Source organism: Bacillus sp. JJ634 (assembly GCF_036962285.1).
Taxonomy (GTDB): Bacteria; Bacillota; Bacilli; order Bacillales; family DSM-1321; genus Peribacillus; species Peribacillus asahii_A.
This window is the reverse complement of sequence record NZ_JBALMU010000014.1, coordinates 15,710-35,274: the sequence shown is the minus strand read 5'-3', so window position 1 is coordinate 35,274 and position 19,565 is coordinate 15,710. Positions and strand designations below refer to the sequence as shown.

Here is a 19,565-nt window from a genome sequence, read left to right as displayed (position 1 = left end):
ATCTTCATGTCCATGTGTAACAATTAATGCTCGGATTTTATTCTTATTCTCTTGTAAATAAGTAATATCAGGGATAATTAAATCGATGCCCAATAAATCTTCATTTGGAAACTTAGAGCCGCAATCAATGATAAAGAGATCGTTTTCATATTGAATCACATACATATTCTTACCAATTTCATTTACGCCTCCTAAGGCGAAAATAGATAATCCATTCTCTTGCATAGTCAAATTTATACCCTCCTACTTTCAATCGTTATTCTTACTATTTCCTTTTATAATTCTTTTATCAATGACATTGTGGATATAATTTATGAAAGCTACGCAAGCTATGGCTAACTTCCATATTGCAGCACTAAATAGGAAAGCACGAAAGACAAGGAGAGTGGCTGATTTAATGAAAGAAATACATCAAACAAGATATTGTGAAACTTGTGAAAAGGAAACAGAACATGTTGTAAGAGAAGATGCAACGGAAATAAGTTATATGTGCAATGAATGTCACCATGAACAAGAGATTATTAAAAACTTTTTTTAGCAATCATTTAGGGAAAAGACGCCTCTTTTGCAACTGCATATTTATACATGATTACCCCTATCTAATAGTTAAAGTAGGGGATTTTCCTGTTTGTTAATCTGAGATAAAAGTGAGTGTACAATGTTATGTACTATATACAATTGGGCTAAACTAGAACATATGTTAGGGAATAAGTGGGATGATCTCTACAAAAAGGAGGGTACTATCTATGGCTGATTATGTTACAAAAAATCGCTTTATATATTCAGCACGTAATTTATGGTCAGGCTTTCTGTTTGGTCTTGGTTTAGTGGCTTTTTTTGATGAAGTGGTTTTTCATCAACTCTTGCATTGGCATCACTTTTATGACAAATCTACAACTTCTATCGGACTTGTCTCAGACGGTTTATTTCATGCTTTTAGCTGGTTTGCAACAGTCGGTGGGTTGTTTATGCTTGCTGACCTTCGGAGACGCCATGCATTATGGTTCACTAGGTGGTGGGGAGGCTTATTTTTTGGTGCAGGTATCTTTCAACTGTATGATGGAACTATTCAACATAAGGTCATGCGGCTTCATCAAATTCGTTATAACGTAGATATCTTTCCTTATGATTTAACTTGGAATATTATTGCTCTTGTTCTAACTATAATTGGCCTTATTTTAATTACTCATACACAACGTATCCAAAAATCAGAAGAGATTGTTTCACATGAATAGTCATAATCACTCCTATGTCTCTACTACTCCTATGTCTTATACAAATGGAGAGGGAATTGAGTTTGTTTTGGCACTCCTGTTTGTACTAGCATTTGTTATGTATATCGTTGCTGCGATTCAATCAAGTCGTCGTTATAAGACATGGCCATTATATCGAATTATCTTATGGAGTTTGGGGATGGTCTTAGCTTTTGCGGCAGTTTTTGGCCCTTTAGCGGCACGTGCCCATAATGATTTTACTGCACATATGATTGTTCATTTGCTTTTAGGAATGCTTGCACCACTTTTGCTTGTGTTAGGGGCACCTATGACTTTACTATTACGAACATTGAATGTATCCTTAGCAAGACGTCTTTCGCGTATACTAAAAAGCCGACCTGTATGGATATTAATGAATCCTATTGTGACCTCTTTTCTTAATATTGGAGGGCTATGGATACTTTATACGACGGATTTATATATGATGATGCACAATAATCTCTTTTTTCATATAGTGATTCATTTGCATATATTTTTAGCTGGCTACATATTTACTGCGTCTATGATTTATGTTGATCCGACCCCGCATCCATGTAGCTTTGTCTACCGTGCGTTGGTGCTTGTGCTCGCTTTAGCTGGTCATAATATTTTATCTAAGTATATGTACGCTCAACCACCTAATGGTGTACCCATAGCTCAGGCGGAAATGGGCAGCATGTTAATGTATTACGGAGGGGGGATGGTTGACTTTATTCTCATCTGGATATTTATCTCGCAATGGTTTAAAGCAACACGACCTCAAGCAGTTATCTTTAATAAAAACGCCGCTGAATAGCAGGCGTTATTTTTATGTTATTCTTTTATATTCGTATAACGTAGAACGAAGAGCAGCCAGTCAAATTTATTTTTTGATGTATGAAATAGTTCCCTAGTTTAAAATAGTAGTAGTTTCAGTAAACGGTTTATCGAATGGAGTGACTATATTGAAGAGAGTAAAGATTGCCCTATTGCATTTACTGCCGATTGCAGGGGATATAAGATATAACCAAGAATTGATTGAACGTTCTGTAAAGCTTGCGTCCAATAAAGAGGTAGACTGGATTATTACGCCTGAACTTAGTGTAAGCGGATTACAATTTCGGCACAAGATTGGAATGGATTGGATTGAACGTCAACCAAATTCATGGATGAACAGTTTTTGTCAATTAGTGAAATCTATCGATACAACAGTCTTTCTAGGTAGTCCTGAAAAAGGGGAAGATGGGAAGTATTATAATTCAGTATTTGTGATTGATTCAAACGGTCAAATAATAGGGAAGCAAAGAAAGATTAATGTTTTATCGGATGGTTGGTCTACAGCCGGTAAAGTGATTGAGCCGATTACAATAGATGATATACACGTAGGGATTATGATTTGTGCAGACGCCTATACAACCAATGTTGCTGAGCCATTATGTCAGAAAGGTGCAGAAATCATTATAGCACCCGCTTCATGGGGACCGGGGTTACATGGTCCGAATGGAGAATGGGAGCAAAGGTCCATTGAGACAGGATTGCCCATTATCGTTTGTAATCGTACTGGAGAAGATGAAACGGTTAGTTTTTGGGAAGCAGAAAGTTCGCTTATTAAAAACGGTGAACGAATTTTCACTCATCAATCTAAACAATCAGCTATTATTACGTTTGAATGGGATATAAAACGACAACAATTACATTCCGCTCAGGTAGAGGTTGATTATATAGAGTAAGAGACTGAATCCAATGATTAAAAGTAATTGGCTGTTTGGCTGACAACAATTTTATTAATTAATAATAACCTATAGAATGGAAAACTTTCTATATAATGGCTATGCCGAAAGATGTGTGTAACCGCGGGTTAAATGGTGGAAGGATTAACCATTATAATGTATAAATTTCATATAACGGTAATTTTGAAGTCCGGTTAAAAAGTGTAGACGTGCCCTGAGAGTTTCGATATAGTAAAGCAACAATCATCTATTTGAAGAGTGGGGAATGAATATGAAGTCGTTTTATACATTTCTAATGACTTATCGACAACCGAAAGAGGTTGATGCAATTACTAAATTTGCTAATCATGCTTTTTTGGATCATGGTTTTCCAAAGCAATCGGTTGACTATGATGAGCTAAGCCGCTATTTAGAAATGAATGTGGATTATTTAGAAAGTATGTCTGTTTTTGATGAGGCATGGGATATATTCATGCAATCCGAAGAAGGGCTATGGTGAAATGTCCTATAGAGGAAGAGCCATTTTAAACGCCTCTTCTTACTATAGCAGACAAGTAATTCGGCATCGCTTTATGTTAAATGTGCTGAACTCTCTATCGTAATTACGCAGAAAGCGCAGTCTAAAGGTTGAAAGCACAATCTTTAGATTGCGCTTTCTTTGCGTGTAATTTGGGAGAATGCCTACCTTTTTCTATTAACGTCTATCCTTATTGAAGCATATACTTTAGTAACTACTCGGTAGGGGACCATTTGAGGAGATGTCGCTGATGGGAAAGAAAAAGGAGCCGAAGTTTAAGGTTGGTGATACAATCATCATCAAAATGTATGGGACAGTCGGTAAAATCACAGATGTAAAGTTTCTCGATGGTACTTATGTATATGAAGTAAACTACAGCGATGGACTTTATGTGGAGAGTACCCTGGAGCATATTGATGATTACGATGGAGAAATTGTTTTTGAGAAGGAACAAATTAATATTGAATATAAATTTTTATTAGGCGATTTAGTACAAGTCGATGGGTATGAGTACGATTACTTTAAAATTGTTGGTTACCGGACAGAGATTTGGCGTTATAAAGACAGCGCTTGGGAAGATGTCATTTACGAATTAACGCGAATTTCTGACGGAGAATGGCTTGAGGCGCATGAAGAGGAAATGACATTAATAGCTGATGCCAAGCGAGCAGAAGCGATTATTCAAAAATTAGAGGTATTATACTCTGCACATAAAAAAGAAAAAGAGCAGCCAAAGCTAAATAATCCTCGTAAAGGTGAGAGGAATAAGAAAATGACAACTAAAGAGCAAAAACAACATATTGATGGCTTGTTAGATTTATATAATGATTATAATCGATTATTTAAAGAATTTGGTGACGATGAATATCAGCATATTATGAATATTGCTCTCGGGAAAATTCGTAGAGCAGCTGAAGAGTTGTACCCGAATCGTAAGAAAAAGAAAACGAACTCTTAGAAATAGTAATTTTATGAATATTCGTTCAGCAATTATCATAGAACTTGTATGGAGGGGGCGATGGTATGCGAGAAATTGAGGTTATTATTGATACAGAAGAAATTGCAGAATTCTTTTTTGTAGAATTGCTGAAAAGAGGTTATGCTCCAACAGAGTTAGAAGCCGAAGATCTTGCTGACATCACATTCGATTATTTAATCCAAAAGTGCATCATTGATGAGGAATTAGAAGAATAATCGATACCGAATTCCTTACTTTTCATAGAATACATGACGGCGGAGTAATCCGTCGTTTTATATTGAGGTATCCATTTGACACAGTTTTCTAACAAACGACTAGACATGCTTTAGAAGTATTCATTTATAATAAAGATAGTTTATATTCTATAAAATAGGAGTGATGAAGATGTCGGTTTTTAATAAGATGTTAGCGAGTATAGGCATTGGCAATGCAAAAGTGGATACGAAGTTGGAAAAAAGTCAATATACGCTTGGGGAAACAGTTTCAGGAGTCATTGACGTTCAAGGTGGAACAGTTGAACAGAAAATTGACGAAATTTATTTAACGCTACATACGAATTATGAAGTTGAAAACGATGATCATACGTATCAAAAGACAGCGACCATTAACCGGTATTTAATCACTCACCCTTTCGTAATTGGACCAAATGAAACAAAAGAAATCCCTTTCAGCTTTCAACTTCCATTTGAAACACCTCTTACTTACGGAAAGACAAAGATTTGGATTAAAACAGGAATGGATATAAAAAATGCCATCGACCCTACAGATCAGGATTATATTAGAGTCGTGGCCAATCCACTAATTGATTCTGTTTTACATGCTGTAAAGGAATTAGGGTTTCGATTGCGAGAAGTGGATTGTGAGGAAGCTCCTTTTCGTTTTCGTACATATGCGCCTTATTTTCAAGAATTCGAATTTGTACCGGTTAGCGGAGCCTTTCGCGGCCGCTTAAAGGAGCTTGAATTCGTATTTTTTGTGAAAAATGATCAGGCGTTAGAAGTATTAGTCGAATTGGATCGTAAGTCTCGTGGTTTTGCTGCGTTGTTTGGCGATAGTGAAAAGAATGTTCGTTTATCTTTAACAAGTCATGATATTCCGAACATGAAGCATAGAATCAATGATTTTTTAATTCGATATATTTAATGGTGAGAAAAACCCGATTCATTCGGGTTTTTCTTTATTTTAGGTTATGTTAAATGATATTGATAAAAAAACTCCTTTTGTGAAAAATTGTTATTAATAAATCGATGTAGTGACTTCATATACATATACAGTTCTAAAAGGGGAGGGGAACATGATATGTTAATGATGTGTCACAAGCATGTTAAGGAAGGATTAAAACGTCTTACTATTCCTCATGTGAAAAAAATCAAAGATTGTCACTGTTCTTGTCTGTATTGTAATAGAAAAGCCGAAATAAAAATCTTTTATTCTATGCCTTTTTTTAATATGAAAAAATTCTATGAACATGAATAATGAAGGGTAACCTCAAAATGGTTACCCTTAGAAAATTAAGCAAAAGCTTCTGGTATGAATGTTTTGCAATCTGTTTCTTCACTGTTTGGAGGTTGGATACTTGTTTGCCCTTATGACTTACAAAGAACATCTGGAGCTGTAGTATCACACCTCATGTTATCGTATAACATATTCGAGGTCATTGATACTTACTTTATTTTTTGAATGTAACATAGAAGATTTGATAGCAGAAAATAAAAGTTGTTGTTAACTGATGAAATCTTAGAGGTATTTTTTATGAACTAGAAGGTTCAAAGGTTTTACAGCCTGTTTCTTCAATTTCAGATGTTTGTCTCTTCTCAAGGTTTCCTACATAAATTAAATCAGCCGCACATTTATTTCCTTGTTCCCAGTTTTTACAGCTATTTACCTCGCATAATACGCCATGTGCCATATTATTCACCCCCTTTCAAAGTGGATGTAAACGTTTAAGATTTCAGTTATTACTTATTCTCTCTTATTCCCTCAACCCTCTCTTTATTTTTACATTTTTTACATAAAAAATTATGATAACGCAATGGACTGTTATTGTATAGGAGGATAAAGGAATGATACAAAGGGGCTAGCGGAGTTTATTGGTAAAGATAAAACTATGTTGGAAAGAATCCTATGATCATGAATAAATATATATTGACAATGATTCTCATTATCTATAAAATTGAAAGTAGACATATATCAGATATTTTTTCGGGAGGAACAACATGATTAACATGCTATATGGGTTGAAAGATATTCATACTGTTATTTCAAATTACCGTAAAATAGGCGGAGCCGCAGAAGCAGACATGATAAGATTAACTTCTGGTGAATCTTATCAAAATCCTGTGTTTATAAATGTTGATATCTCCAAAGGTCACTATGTTTCCGTATGTTTTATGGATGAAGAGGGAACAAACATTATTGCACATGTTGATCAAATCGCTGTAATAACAGGGTTGCAGCATAAATTGATTTGTCAGCTGAATAATATGCATGTGAAACAATTATTGCTGCAGGATACCATGCAATACTTACAAAAATTATGTGACGTAAATGCCGGTTTCGTTACTCATACTTTTAAGCAAGAAGCGTTAAAACTTGTCAGGGATATTAGTATAAAAGAATTGAAAAACCACAATATTGTCCTTCCATTCCCACTTGAAGAAAAGTTAATTCATATAAACAAACGCTTATTTGCATGAAAAACAAGGTCCTATAAGGAACCTTGTTTTTTTGTACGATCAAAATTTATATGAAGGGGACAATAGTAAAGATGCGAGAGCTCTCAAATCTATAACCTTTACGTACATCGACTTTCGTTATTAAGGCGATAAGTTTGTTTTTCTAATAAAGGAATTTCTGCCTGGCAAGCCAATCGAAGACCGTTGTTTAACGTTTTCTTTAGCTTTTTTTGCTCTTTTTCATTTGGCTCGGATAATCCAGGACCATCCTCAATAATTTTTACTGTACATAATCCACAAGTTCCTTTTCGGCATTTATGTTGCAATGCCTTTCCCTGATTTAAAGCAACATCTAGTAATTTCCCTTCCGCAGGCTGAATTTCAAATCTGTTTTCATGTTGCTGAACAATGATGTTGTTACGGGTGCAAATTTGTCGATCAGATGTATCAGGTTTTGTAAGTCGCTTTTGAATTATACTTCCTGGAATAAGGGAGCCGACAGTCCATGCTCTTCTATTCATTGATACCATCAAGTCTCAGGGTCTTCCAGCGTGCAAATCGCGGATGGGCGTTTAATTCGTAAAACAACTGTTTCATAAACACGGAATGGATGATTCATTCCTTCTTCTCCCAGGTGAACTGTATCGAAGTCCTCTGACACGGCAAGATCCAAATTGTTTTTCCCTGTATTGACAAGAACTCCCGTTTTTCCTTTTAAAACTGGTGATTGGAAGACCCCATCTGTAACAAGTTCCCGAACATGTTCAATTTCAAGAACGTTTGTATCCTTATGTACACGATGCAATAATGAATATAGCTCTGGTGAGAGCACAAGGGCAAACGGTCCATTATGCTTCATCTCAAGTAATTTATTCCTTGCGTCCACTACATCCTGAAAGGCATTACCTGATTCATACCAATTTCCAAGTAATTGTGTCAACCGACCTTTAACATTCATAAGTCCGGGAATTTCAAATTCCTTTGACCCATGAAAAATCATCTGATCTTCTAATAAAGCAACATCACGGGCTGCATTTGCAGCTACTGAAAAATCTATCGGGATATCTAACACTTTCGCTTGCTCCAAATCACGCCAGTATAAAACGAAATCTTTATAAAGCAATGGGATGGTATAATTTACTCGTTTGCTAGATTCAATATTCAGATCAAATGATCCTTGGAAATCCATTTTTGCTTCATAGTTTTCCATAAAAATATCATTAAAAATACTTTGCATTCCTTTTCCAAGAGGACCGTACAGTTCGATAAAACGGCGTCCAACCAACTGCCTTCTTGCCGAATCAATTACCGTTTGGTCTAATTGTGCGAATTCTTGATCTGTTAGCGGTGAATCTGGAAATAATTCATACTTACTCATTCTTCCTTCCTCCTTTTCTATTCCTTACAATAAACTTCCCACAGTAAATCCTTTTTTTCTTTTAGGCTGGGTAACTACTGTTGGAGAAACAGGCCGGGCTAAATGATCATGGTGTTCATCATGATGCTCATGTGGGTCAACGTAGTCATGGTCAAATCGTGTATTGATTTCATTTAACAATTCTTTGACCTGTTGATAATCTCGATATGAAACAACTCTCAGCTCGTTTAATAGAGTACTTCGTTCTGTATCAGTAAATCGAAAAAGTGCTAAATCAAGGTGCTCAACGAAATTATGTAATCCAAATTTTTCTAGATTTAATTCTTGCAAAAGGCGATTGAATTCATTGTTCGTGGGTGTGAAATCTTTCTCATCTTTTTCTTGTTCAAATTTACTTATTAGTGGAATAAGTTCTACTAAACGCGATAGTCGTTGTTCTTCTTCTTCGTAAATATGATGATAATACAGCCGTTCATGATCATCGCTGGCATTTTGAATGACAGGATTTAGCATATTCATAAACTTTTCAATTGCATCTTTGGTCGTAGTGAAAATTTTGAAAAAAATCTTTAGTTCCTCTTTCAATTTCTTACCCTCCTGATGTTTGATTCAATTTCCATTATTATCCTTTTTAGGTGGATCTTATACCTTTTGATTCAATTTCCATTATTATCCTTTTTAGGTGGATCTTATACCTTTTTTAGATGTTAAAATATTGTATAGGGTGTTTCTATTTCTAGGGGGAATTTTAGAAAGGTAACATCGACGAGGCACATATTTTTTTACGTAAGAATTATATGTTATAGTATTTAAATTGATAATTTTTTCATTAGAGGAGGATATAAGAATGAGTGTACATATTGGAGCGGCGCCAAATGAAATTGCCGAAACGGTTCTGTTGCCAGGAGATCCATTGCGTGCGAAATATATTGCTGAAACGTTTTTAGAAGATGCTAAGCTTTATAATGAAGTGCGAAATATGTTCGGCTATACAGGCACCTATAAAGGAAAACGTATTTCTGTTCAAGGGACAGGCATGGGCGTTCCTTCAATTTCTATTTATGTGAATGAATTAATCAGTAGTTATAATGCTCAAAAATTAATTCGCGTTGGTACAGCTGGTGCGATTCAAAAGGATGTAAAGGTGCGCGATGTGATTTTAGCGATGAGTGCTTCGACTGATTCACAAATGAACCGCTTAACGTTTGGCGGTATTGATTACGCACCAACAGCGGATTTCGATTTATTGCGTAAAGCGTACGATGCAGGTGTGGCGAAAGGGTTACAGTTGAAAGTAGGAAATGTGTTTACAGCTGATCATTTTTATAATGATAATAGTGATTTAGAGAAGTGGGCGAAGTATCAAATATTAGCAATTGAAATGGAAACGGCTGCTTTATATACATTAGCTGCAAAATTTGGTCGTCAAGCGTTGTCTGTTCTTACGATCTCTGATCATATTTTAACAGGAGAAGAGACGACAGCTGAGGAACGTCAAACAACATTCAGTGATATGATTGAAGTAGCGCTCGAAGCTGCGATTCAGGAAGCGTAAAATTTTTATTCTACACTTAACGGGTAGTAAAGACTCCCCCAAATGAAAGTTTTACTTTATAAGGCGAGCATCTATAAATAGCCTTAACTTTGCTTTGTTAAGTGCGAGTTTTATAGTGCTCGTTTTTGTTTAATCAGGATTTATAGCTGTTAATATAAAAGTTTTGATACCTAACCGTTCTAAAGGCACGGTGTTTATAAGCTCTGCTCATAACTTATAATTTCCGTTTCACAATAAAACTGATAAAATAGGGGTATTGTTATACATAGCAGTGATACATGAAAGTGGTGAAGCATGAATGCAAGAGGAAAACAAAGAACATCGAGAAGAGAAAGAATCAGGAAGATATTTCAAAATTAAAAAGTTTCCCTTGATTATGGGGGGGTTTTTGTTAATCTTCTTAACGGCAGGTATTACAACGGTGGCTCTCACATTTGGGGATGAAAAAGTGCAATCTATCGCTCCGAGCCAATATCCTCAATTTGAAAAATTGTATTCGACGTATGATACGATTAAAAAGGAATATTATCAGGAAGTTGATGATGAAAAACTCGTAAATGGTGCGATTGCTGGTATGCTTGAAGGACTGGAAGATCCATACTCTACTTATATGGACCAAGAGGAAGCAAAAAGCTTCAATGAAAGTATTTCTTCTTCTTTTGAAGGCATTGGTGCTGAAATCCAAGAACAAGATGGAAAAATTATGGTTGTGTCACCTATTAAAGGATCACCAGCTGAAAAAGCAGGTGTGAAGCCGAATGATATTATTATGAGCGTGGATGGTGAAAGCATAGAAGGCTTAAGTTCTACTGAAGCGGTTCTGAAGATTAGAGGGGAAAAAGGGACAAAAGTTGAGCTGACGATTTCTCGAGAGGGAGAAGCGAAGCCTGTATCGATTACAATTGTCCGAGATACAATTCCAGTTGAAACCGTCTATTCAGAAATGCTCGACGATGGGATTGCGAAAATTGCTGTGACAAGCTTTTCAGAGCATACAGTTGATGAATTAAATACGGCTCTTGATGAAATGAGCAAAAAAGATATGAAGGGTTTAATTTTAGATTTACGCGGTAATCCTGGTGGACTTTTACCAGAGGCTATAAAAATGGCCAGCATCTTTGTGCCAAAGGGTGAAATTGTGCTGCAAATCGAAGATCGTAATGGAAATAAAGAAATTCATAAATCGGAAAACGATGGTGAGTTCACATTACCAGTCGTTGTGTTAATTGATGATGGAAGTGCGAGTGCCTCTGAAATCGTAGCCGCAGCGGTGAGTGAATCAGCGAACATTCCATTAATTGGCGTGAAGTCATTTGGTAAAGGAACTGTACAAAATGCTCAAGATTTCAAAGATGGCTCGAATTTCAAATTCACTTCTTATAAATGGTTAACACCGGAAGGAAATTGGATTCATAAGAAGGGGATTAAGCCAGATATTGAGGTCAAGCTGCCTGATTATGCAACTCTTCCTTATATTTCACCAGATGAGGCTTTAAAAGTATCGGATGCTTCAGCAGAAGTGAAAGCAGCTGAAGATATGTTAAAAGAGCTTGGTTATAATCCGGGAACGGTTGATACGGTCTTTGATGAACAAACAAAAGCAGCCGTAGAAAAATTCCAGCAGGATCATAAGTTGAAAGTAACAGGTATCATGGAAGATAAGACGACGGTTACATTAATGCAAGAACTACGCGACAAAATTTTGAAGAATGACACGCAAGTGAAGCGGGCTATAAAAGAGTTGAAAAAAGAAATAAAATAAAGTGCAACTTCACTTAGCGAGGATCTCGCTATTAAGGTGAGGTCAAGGGGAAGCTTAGTAACGCTAAATCAGTTACTAAGCTTTTTCTGTATTAGAAGGAGGACTTTTGGGGAAAATATGGATAGTTTTGAAGCCGAGGTGACGATAATGAAAAGAAAGGTATTGCTAATTTGTGCACTCTTTACGATGTTAGCTGGTTGTGTGGCTTCACCTATACCTAATACAGAACGAGACCAACACATGGATTCGAAAAAAGAAACGGCCAAAACATTTCTTTTAATTGGTGTGGATTCTCGTGGAGAAAAGGATTCGCGTGCAGATGCGGTGCTGCTTGCCCGTTATGAGCCAAAACAAGGGCAGATTAAGTTAGCTTCTATTATGAGAGATAGTTATGTGAAAATTCCAGGTTATGAAAAAGGGTATCATAAAATTAATGCGGCTTATTATTATGGTGGAAGCGAGTTAATGAAAAAAACGATTTTAGAGAATTTTAACATCAACGTAGACCATGTTGCAGTCATTGACTTTCAAGGATTTGTTAATATAGTGGACTTAATTGCACCAGACGGGCTTACTGTAGATGTTAAACCAGAGATGATTTCAGACATGAGTATTGCGGCGAGCAGTGGAGAAAACGTGTTGCATGGGGAGCAGATTTTAAAGTATGTTCGTTTTCGCCATGATAATGAAAGTGATTTTGGTCGTGTTGAACGACAGCAAGAAGTGTTGGTGCAGTTAAAAAATCAGTTAATTCAGCAGTTGTCTAACGTGGATGGAATTGTTGCTTTACCAGGGATGATTGAAGAAGCGCTGACGTATGTAGAAACAGATATTGGAATGAAAACGATGTTTGTATTAAGTTCCCAAGCGATGTTTCATCCTGTCGATTCGATTAAGACGTTGCGCATTCCTGTTAATGACAGCTATACAAACGAAATGTATCCGCATGCTGGTGCCGTTTTATCTATAGACTTTGAGAAAAATCAACAGGCTTTACAGGAGTTTTTTGAGTAAGTCTTGTTATATGAGATACGTGTATGACTACGATATTTTCGCGATAACGTATAATCTATATAAAAGAGGCTGCCTAAGCAGTCTCTTACTACATGATTTCATAAAACGGGCAGTATTATCGCGATAGTTCGGACTAATCATTCTATTTTCTGTATCGAATAAAGATTAATACATTCCGTAATGCTTGTTGATTTAAAAGGGTAATATAGGAATTATTTCATTGCACCGAGCAAGACAAAGTTGTTTGGGTCATAGTCAATCTCTTTTAAAGAGTTGAATAGGAAGAGCAAGTTACTTGTTTTACTAATTCAATAACAGTTGGAATATCCAGTGTGCTGCGATTTTTTACTAAGTGAGTTCCAAGGATAAGCGCGTTTGTTTTAACGTTAATTCTTTGGTCCGTATTAGCAATTCCATTTAAATCAATTACAGGTGAAAGGTCGCTTGCTCTTCTAATTAATTCCCAGCCAGCAAATCCAAAGCTGTCCGCTTTCGCTTTTTGTAAAACATAAGATAATAGGCCATCAATGTTTTTAAGTGCATCACGACTTTCATTGCTCCATAATGTTGAATAAATGTCTGTAAAAGTTGACCAAAATGTCTGAATATGAGAAAGAATAATCTCTTGATGCGCTTCCTCACGTGTAACAGCTTGGAAAAGGAGACTAGCAATAAATTGTCCTGTATCAAAGCCGATTGGGCCATAGAAGGCAAATTCAGGGGCGATGACTTTTGTTTCGCTTTCGCTTGCCAAAATGTGTCCTGTATGTAAATCGCCATGCAATAGAGCTTTTTGTTCACTCATAAATATTTTTTTCAATTTTGCCACTTCTAGTTTTAATTCATGGTCGTTCCATAACGTTTCTACAATCTCGGATAATTCCACTTCATAGTCGGTTGGTGTATGCTCAAAGAATGGGCCGGTAAAGATGGAACTTTCTATAATTTTACACAGTTCTGCATTCGTGAAGGCACGTGCGATTTCTTTTTTTGTCGTTGATTCTAAGTAATAGTCGGATGTGTAAAATAAAGTTTTGGCTGCATATTCGCCGATATGTTGTGAAATAAGAGGATAGCTTTCGCCTTCAATAAGGCCAGTGCGAGCAATCTTTACATGTGATAAGTCTTCCATGACCGTAATGGCAAGCTGTTTATCTGCATAATACACTTTTGGGACATATTCGCGGCAATAGCTTCCGAATGTAAGTAAGGCATCTGCTTCAATAGCTGCTCGTTTTAATGTAAGCGGCCAGCTTTCACCTAGCACTTTTGCATAGGGAACGGCTTGTTTAATAATAACCCCTTTATTAGTTGCGTTATCTGCGACATGAAAAACATAATTTAACGTGCCAGCTCTGATTTTGCGGCAAGTTAATGTCGCGTCCTTATCTAATAATTCTAGCTTTTGTATGAGTGCAATCGCTGTTTCATTCGTTAATAATTCGAACGAGCCTTGTGTTTGTGTCAATATAATCCCTCCAGATTATCGTTTAGGCAAGTAAAAAAGCCTCTTTCCATTTAAGAAAGAGGCTTTGAAATGATGATTCAAACCTCTTATCTTTCAGAAAGAATTCTTTCTGATGGAATTAGCACCGTGCCTTGCGGATTATTTCTCCACATATTGCGGTCGGTTGCTGGGCGTCATAGGGCCATATCCCTCAGCCTGCTCTTGATAAGAGAACGTATATTTTTCATTTTTAATAAATTATAGTTAGCTTGGAAAAATAATAACAATATTCCTAAAACATTGTCAATATAAAAAATTAATAAAATTCCGGACGTCGGTCGGCAAACACAGGAATTTTATTACGCACTTCACGTACTTTAGTAAAATCAATAGTTCCTGTTAAGATTTCGACCCCTTCACCTGCTTCATTAATAATCTCACCCCATGGATCAATGATTAATGAATGTCCGGCAAATATGTTATTCGGATCTGAACCTGTTCGATTAACGGCTACAACATACGCTTGATTTTCAATTGCACGGCTAATTAACAGCGCACGCCAGTGATCTAATCGAGGTTTCGGCCATTCTGCTGACACAAACAATACTTCCGCTCCTTTTGTAGTATGTGCACGAAGCCATTCAGGGAAGCGGATATCGTAGCAAATGAAGCTCGCACACAGTTTGTCATCAAATGTAAATAAACCATCCCTTTCACCAGGTTGCAGGAAATGATGTTCATCCATCAATTGAAATAAGTGAAGTTTATCGTAATCTTTGACGAATTCTCCTTTATTATTAATCATAAGCATTGTGTTATAAATGCCGTCTTTTGTTTTTTTTGCGATGGATCCTCCAACGAGATGTACGTGATATTTCTTGGCGATTTTTTGTAAAAATGAAATCGTTTCTTTTGCTTCCACGTCGGCGATTTCTTCTAAGCGTGTTAAATCATACCCGGTAGTCCATAGCTCTGGTAAAATGAGGACATCCGGCTTCGATTGAACAGCCTGCTCAATGAGTTGTTCTGCTGCTGTATAGTTTGTTTCCGGTTTTCCAAAGGCAATATCCATTTGAATACAGGCAATGTTCCAGTTCATAATTTATACCTCCACAGTTTGAAAAAGTTCTTTACAACATTATCATAAACATATATCATTTTTGATTATAATTTCAAGAAATTTCAGAGAAGGTGCACGAATGTTTCAATTTGAACAATCCGAATTATTAAAAACATTACCGAAACAATTTTTTGCCTCGCTTGTTGCGAAAGTTAATAGCATTCAGGCGCAGGGACATGATGTCATTAATTTAGGACAGGGCAATCCAGATCAGCCAACGCCAGAACATATAGTGAAAAGTTTACAAATAGCTGCAGAGAAACCGTTGAATCATAAATATTCTCCGTTTCGCGGTCATCAATATTTGAAGGAAGCGGCTTGTGCTTATTATGAAAGAGAGCATGGAGTAGTGTTAGATCCTGATACAGAAGTTGCGATTTTGTTCGGCGGAAAAGCAGGGTTAGTAGAGCTTCCACAATGCTTATTAAACCCAGGTGACACGGTACTCGTTCCAGACCCGGGATATCCAGACTATTTATCAGGTGTTGCCTTAGCGAAAGTGAAAACAGCATTTATGCCATTGCTTGAAGAAAATGACTTTTTACCTGATTACGCAAGCTTAGACCGTGAAATTGTTCAACAAGCGAAAATGATGTTCCTTAATTATCCGAATAATCCAACAGGTGCAAGTGCTACGGCTGAATTTTTTGAGCAGACGGTTGCAGTTGCGAAAGAACATTCGATGTGTGTTGTGCACGATTTTGCTTATGGAGCGATTGGTTTCGATGGAGAAAAGCCGCGCAGTTTTTTACAAACAGAAGGGGCAAAAGATGTCGGGATTGAAGTATATACTCTGTCTAAAACATATAATATGGCAGGCTGGCGAGTAGGCTTTGCTGTTGGGAATAAAAGTGTGATTCAAGCACTGGAACTGCTTCAAGATCATCTATATGTAAGTTTATTCCCTGCTGTTCAAGAAGCGGCTGCAACAGCATTACTTGAATCACAAGATTGCGTCCGTGAATTGGTGGCAACATATGAAGGGCGCCGTCGTGTGTTTATAGATGGGCTACGTTCAATCGGTTGGAACGTAACGGCACCGAAAGCTTCGTTTTTTGCTTGGCTTAAAGTTCCAGAAGGGTTCACTTCGGAGAGCTTTGCAGAGTATTTATTAAATGAAGCTCACGTTGCCGTTGCACCAGGAAATGGCTTTGGTCAATTTGGTGAAGGCTATGTCAGAGTCGGGTTACTTACTTCTGAAGAAAGACTTCAAGAAGCCGTGAAACGAATTGAAGCTCTAAAGTTATTTACCATTAAACAATAAAAGATATATACCTAATTTTCTTATTGTGAGCAATAAGCTTAATAGAAGAGGGGGCACTCCAAAAATGGGTGCCCCTTTCTGCTTTAATCTATAGAGCATTTCATCGATTTGCCTTATGATTTCGCGAATTGATTGTTTGTAAGTTTCGTTGTTTTATAATGTGATACATAGCTATGGAGAATCATGCCCATAACAATGATGAACATACCAGTCCATGATAAAAGGGAAGGGAAGGCTGTCGATAGTAATAGGACTTCTCCAACAACTGTGAATAAAACTTCAAGCGATTGAGTCGCTTCAACAGCAGCTAGTTTTTGCATATTTCCTCTGACTAAATCGGTAGCTTGAAAGAACAGTACCGTCGCTAATACGCCGGAAGAGATGGCAACGAGCAAAGATTGAGTCGTTTGTTCGATACTAGGCACGCCTACCGTAAACAGCCCATAAAGAGAAAGGATAAACCAAAAAGGCAGACTTGCTAATGTCATGCCTAATACTCGTTGATAGGCATCTAAACGTCCGACACAAAGATCCATCATTTTTCGATTTCCTAGTGGATAAGCAAAGGAGGCAATAATGATGGGGATAATTCCTAATAATACGTGTTTTAACGAAATAGAGCTAGCGTGTTCGATTTGCATGAGAGCAATACCGAGTAAAATAATAAGCGATATCAATAATCCACGAACTGGGATTTTTCCTCTTATTTTTTTAGGGCCGTTTGGTGTTGTAATCGTTAAAAAGAAAAGTGGTGCGAGCAAGGAGCCGGAAATAATCGTAATTTGCCATGTGCTTGCGGTTAGCCATCCTGGTGCGAATGCCGCAGCAAAGCAAATCGGTGCATAAAATAACCCAAACCCGATAGAGGACCATAAAATCCACTGCCCCCAATGTTCTTTCATATTTTGAAAGAGGGGGCGTATGTTTTTTCTAGCGATGACAATTGTTAATAAAAAGGGAACCATGAAAAAATATCGTAGTGAAGCGCTCCAAATCCAACTTCCCCCCGATAATTCCATTGCTCGATTTAAAATAAACGTCACGGAAAAAAAGAATGCTGCACAAATACCTAATATAATTGGACGCATAGGACACCTCAATCTTCCTGTGGATGTAGTAATGTTCGAAGACTTAACCAGTTTTCCTCCACAAGACTAGCAGCCGTCTCGCTATCTTTTTGGCGACAAGCTTCAATAATTTTTTGATGCTGTTCGAATGATTGAATACTTTTTTCAGAATTAAATTGTGCGATTTCTAAACGCTGGATTTTTGGAACAATCGGTTCGAGTGCTCGAATGATTTCTGGATTGCCAGCAACATCTAGAAATACATTATGAAATAATTCATCTGCTTCGATTGCTTTAATAATATCTTTTTTCTGTGTGAATTGTAGCAATGTTTTATTCGTATACTCTAATTCATCAGTATCTGATTCTTTCAATAATGGAACCGCCAAACGTGCAGCTAAAGCGTGTAGCGCTGCTATTACCGTTACGCCATGTTTTGCCTCCTCGATGTTTAATGAAGCGACCCGAGTTGAAGACCCAGGAATAGATTCTACCAGCCCTTCGTCTTCTAGCCGTTTAAGGGCTTCGCGAACGGGAGTCCGGCTAATTCCAAATTCCTCTGCTAATTCTTTGTCATTGAGACGCTGCTCAGGTTGCAGTTCAAGCAAGGTAATCGCTCTTTTTAACGCAAAATATACTTCATCACGAAAGGACAGTCGTTTAATTGGTTTAAAAGTATCATTTTTCATAAAACCAATATATCGCATTTTGGTTTTATTTACAATATTTATCATAAGAATACAATAGACTATGCTGCTAGCACTTTGGTGGAAATATGATACACTTTGTACGATAAAGTTTATTTTTGTGAAAGATAAGGAGCAGAGTACAATGAAAGAGACAGAAGTATACATATTAGGTGGTTTTCTTGGAAGCGGGAAAACGACATTATTACGAAATATTTTAAAGCAAGAAAATGAAGCAGGTCGAAAAGTAGCTGTATTGTTGAATGAGCTTGGCAGTGTGTCGGTGGATAGTGGACTCATTGACGATGATGTTCCATTAAAAGAGTTATTTGGCGGCTGTATTTGCTGTACGATTCAAGATAAATTGGAAGTGCAGCTTCATGAATTATTAACAGAAAATGAGCTGGAAGCAGTTTATATTGAAACAACAGGTGCAGCTCATCCGGTTGAAGTATTAGATGCGATTATGTCTCCGCTTTTTGCTGAGAGGCTCGCTTATAAAGGCATCATTACAGTAGTAGATTTATTAAGATGGCGGGATCGCGAGCAGTTGTCCCCACAACTGCGTCAACTGTTAGTAGAGCAAATTCATCATGCGGATTTTATTTTGCTGAATAAAAAAGATTTAGTCACTGAAATGGAGGCAGCTCAGCTTCTGTATTCGATTCAAGCTCTCAATGCGGATGCAGTATGCTTATTAACGGAGCAAGCGGAAGTGTCCATTGCTTCGCTTCAGCAGTTAAAAAGAAAACAAAGCCATCAACATCAAGAACTTGATGTGAATCACCATTTACATTTAAGCGCCATCGTTTATTCGTTTGAAGGAGCTATTAAGCAAACGGACTTTGAAGAGTGGATGAGAAGCCTTCCTGATACCGTTTATCGTATGAAAGGATACGTAGCTTTTACTCATTCGCAGTATCCATATTTATTTCAATATTCGTATGGCATGCCTATGTTAATGAATGAAATGATGAAGATGCCGCTTAATATCGTGATTATTGGTGAAAATGTGCAGAAAGAGCAACTTATTTCTGAGTTGAAGGAGTTAGAAAGAAAAGCGAAGAATTAAACAATAATAAGGTGAAACTTCCATCAGTGGGGATTTTCACTCATCCTCTACTGATGGTTAGTCACGT

Annotated in this window: 23 protein-coding genes and 1 riboswitch; of the genes, 14 read left to right on the top strand and 9 right to left on the bottom strand. The window is 37.0% G+C overall.

The annotated features are described in order from the left end of the window. The coding region (locus tag V7068_RS02855) for an MBL fold metallo-hydrolase (RefSeq protein WP_499710925.1) at positions 1-225 on the bottom strand (225 nt) is incomplete at its 3' end. A gap of 88 nt (positions 226-313) precedes the next feature. On the opposite strand from V7068_RS02855, the gene V7068_RS02850 reads away from it, so the two are divergent. The 8 genes from V7068_RS02850 (at position 314) to V7068_RS02815 (ending at position 5,601) form a co-directional block, all read left to right on the top strand. Beyond that, positions 314-538 (top strand): hypothetical protein, encoded by a 225-nt coding sequence (locus V7068_RS02850; protein WP_252290080.1) that lies wholly within the window; start codon positions 314-316, stop codon positions 536-538. Between the two features lie 208 nt (positions 539-746). Continuing rightward, entirely contained in the window at positions 747-1,235 is a 489-nt protein-coding gene (locus V7068_RS02845) for a DUF2243 domain-containing protein (protein ID WP_499710921.1), read from the top strand. A 31-nt stretch (positions 1,236-1,266) separates the two neighbouring features. Then, positions 1,267-2,049 (top strand): cytochrome c oxidase assembly protein, encoded by a 783-nt coding sequence (locus V7068_RS02840; RefSeq protein ID WP_499710924.1) that lies wholly within the window; start codon positions 1,267-1,269, stop codon positions 2,047-2,049. A 148-nt stretch (positions 2,050-2,197) separates the two neighbouring features. After that, the gene (locus V7068_RS02835; RefSeq protein WP_499710920.1) at positions 2,198-2,962 is read left to right on the top strand and encodes a carbon-nitrogen hydrolase family protein; all 765 of its coding nucleotides are present in this window, start codon (positions 2,198-2,200) and stop codon (positions 2,960-2,962) included. Between the two features lie 271 nt (positions 2,963-3,233). Next, positions 3,234-3,461 carry a YozE family protein gene (locus tag V7068_RS02830; RefSeq protein WP_499710919.1) on the top strand — a complete coding sequence of 76 codons (228 nt, stop codon included), beginning with the start codon at positions 3,234-3,236 and terminating at the stop codon, positions 3,459-3,461. Positions 3,462-3,729: 268 nt separating this feature from the next. Further along, complete coding sequence (gene yodN / locus V7068_RS02825; RefSeq protein WP_499710918.1) at positions 3,730-4,437, top strand: germination protein YodN; 708 nt, start codon at positions 3,730-3,732, stop codon at positions 4,435-4,437. Between the two features lie 65 nt (positions 4,438-4,502). After that, entirely contained in the window at positions 4,503-4,673 is a 171-nt protein-coding gene (locus V7068_RS02820) for a YozD family protein (protein WP_119118782.1), read from the top strand. Between the two features lie 169 nt (positions 4,674-4,842). Next, positions 4,843-5,601 carry a sporulation protein gene (locus tag V7068_RS02815; protein ID WP_499710917.1) on the top strand — a complete coding sequence of 253 codons (759 nt, stop codon included), beginning with the start codon at positions 4,843-4,845 and terminating at the stop codon, positions 5,599-5,601. Positions 5,602-6,208: 607 nt separating this feature from the next. Here V7068_RS02815 and V7068_RS02810 read toward each other — a convergent pair. Then, positions 6,209-6,367 (bottom strand): DUF1540 domain-containing protein, encoded by a 159-nt coding sequence (locus V7068_RS02810; protein WP_127760950.1) that lies wholly within the window; start codon positions 6,365-6,367, stop codon positions 6,209-6,211. A 307-nt stretch (positions 6,368-6,674) separates the two neighbouring features. Here V7068_RS02810 and V7068_RS02805 point away from each other — a divergent pair, with 307 nt between their 5' ends. Continuing rightward, on the top strand, positions 6,675-7,154 hold the full coding sequence (locus V7068_RS02805) for a hypothetical protein (protein ID WP_499710916.1): 480 nt from the start codon (positions 6,675-6,677) through the stop codon (positions 7,152-7,154). Between the two features lie 98 nt (positions 7,155-7,252). Here V7068_RS02805 and V7068_RS02800 read toward each other — a convergent pair whose 3' ends face one another. From V7068_RS02800 to V7068_RS02790, 3 genes are read right to left on the bottom strand one after another with little or no spacing between them, the layout of a single operon-like run. After that, entirely contained in the window at positions 7,253-7,663 is a 411-nt protein-coding gene (locus V7068_RS02800; RefSeq protein ID WP_499710922.1) for a 2Fe-2S iron-sulfur cluster-binding protein, read from the bottom strand. Next, on the bottom strand, positions 7,663-8,511 hold the full coding sequence (locus tag V7068_RS02795) for a family 1 encapsulin nanocompartment shell protein (protein ID WP_127760947.1): 849 nt from the start codon (positions 8,509-8,511) through the stop codon (positions 7,663-7,665). Before V7068_RS02795 ends, V7068_RS02800 begins: the two co-directional genes overlap by 1 nt. Before the next feature lie 24 nt (positions 8,512-8,535). After that, the gene (locus V7068_RS02790; protein ID WP_499710914.1) at positions 8,536-9,096 is read right to left on the bottom strand and encodes an IMEF encapsulin system ferritin-like cargo protein; all 561 of its coding nucleotides are present in this window, start codon (positions 9,094-9,096) and stop codon (positions 8,536-8,538) included. A 262-nt stretch (positions 9,097-9,358) separates the two neighbouring features. Here V7068_RS02790 and deoD point away from each other — a divergent pair, with 262 nt between their 5' ends. The 3 genes from deoD (at position 9,359) to V7068_RS02775 (ending at position 12,842) form a co-directional block, all read left to right on the top strand. Continuing rightward, positions 9,359-10,066: a purine-nucleoside phosphorylase gene (gene deoD, locus V7068_RS02785; protein ID WP_375349685.1), complete on the top strand. Its 708-nt coding sequence runs from the start codon at positions 9,359-9,361 to the stop codon at positions 10,064-10,066. A gap of 298 nt (positions 10,067-10,364) precedes the next feature. Beyond that, a complete protein-coding gene (locus V7068_RS02780) occupies positions 10,365-11,828 on the top strand; it encodes a lmo1851 family serine protease (RefSeq protein ID WP_499710912.1) in 1,464 nt (487 codons plus the stop codon). Between the two features lie 147 nt (positions 11,829-11,975). Beyond that, positions 11,976-12,842: an LCP family protein gene (locus V7068_RS02775; RefSeq protein ID WP_499710911.1), complete on the top strand. Its 867-nt coding sequence runs from the start codon at positions 11,976-11,978 to the stop codon at positions 12,840-12,842. A 265-nt stretch (positions 12,843-13,107) separates the two neighbouring features. On the opposite strand, the gene mtnK is transcribed toward V7068_RS02775, so the two are convergent. Further along, positions 13,108-14,310, bottom strand: a complete 1,203-nt coding sequence (mtnK, locus tag V7068_RS02770) for an S-methyl-5-thioribose kinase (RefSeq protein WP_499710910.1) — start codon at positions 14,308-14,310, stop codon at positions 13,108-13,110. 83 nt (positions 14,311-14,393) lie between these two features. Then, positions 14,394-14,521, bottom strand: a riboswitch (SAM riboswitch). A gap of 84 nt (positions 14,522-14,605) precedes the next feature. Then, positions 14,606-15,388 carry a carbon-nitrogen family hydrolase gene (locus V7068_RS02765; RefSeq protein WP_499710909.1) on the bottom strand — a complete coding sequence of 261 codons (783 nt, stop codon included), beginning with the start codon at positions 15,386-15,388 and terminating at the stop codon, positions 14,606-14,608. A gap of 100 nt (positions 15,389-15,488) precedes the next feature. Here V7068_RS02765 and V7068_RS02760 point away from each other — a divergent pair, with 100 nt between their 5' ends. Next, positions 15,489-16,673: a pyridoxal phosphate-dependent aminotransferase gene (locus V7068_RS02760; RefSeq protein WP_499710908.1), complete on the top strand. Its 1,185-nt coding sequence runs from the start codon at positions 15,489-15,491 to the stop codon at positions 16,671-16,673. A 113-nt stretch (positions 16,674-16,786) separates the two neighbouring features. Here the strand turns inward: V7068_RS02760 and V7068_RS02755 are convergent, their stop codons facing one another. Both V7068_RS02755 and V7068_RS02750 read right to left on the bottom strand, forming a co-directional pair. Then, positions 16,787-17,761 (bottom strand): DMT family transporter, encoded by a 975-nt coding sequence (locus V7068_RS02755; protein ID WP_499710906.1) that lies wholly within the window; start codon positions 17,759-17,761, stop codon positions 16,787-16,789. An 8-nt stretch (positions 17,762-17,769) separates the two neighbouring features. Further along, the gene (locus tag V7068_RS02750; protein WP_499710904.1) at positions 17,770-18,429 is read right to left on the bottom strand and encodes a GntR family transcriptional regulator; all 660 of its coding nucleotides are present in this window, start codon (positions 18,427-18,429) and stop codon (positions 17,770-17,772) included. Between the two features lie 142 nt (positions 18,430-18,571). Between V7068_RS02750 and V7068_RS02745 the strand changes: the two genes are divergently transcribed. Further along, complete coding sequence (locus V7068_RS02745) at positions 18,572-19,498, top strand: CobW family GTP-binding protein (RefSeq protein WP_499710903.1); 927 nt, start codon at positions 18,572-18,574, stop codon at positions 19,496-19,498. Positions 19,499-19,565: the final 67 nt, after the last annotated feature.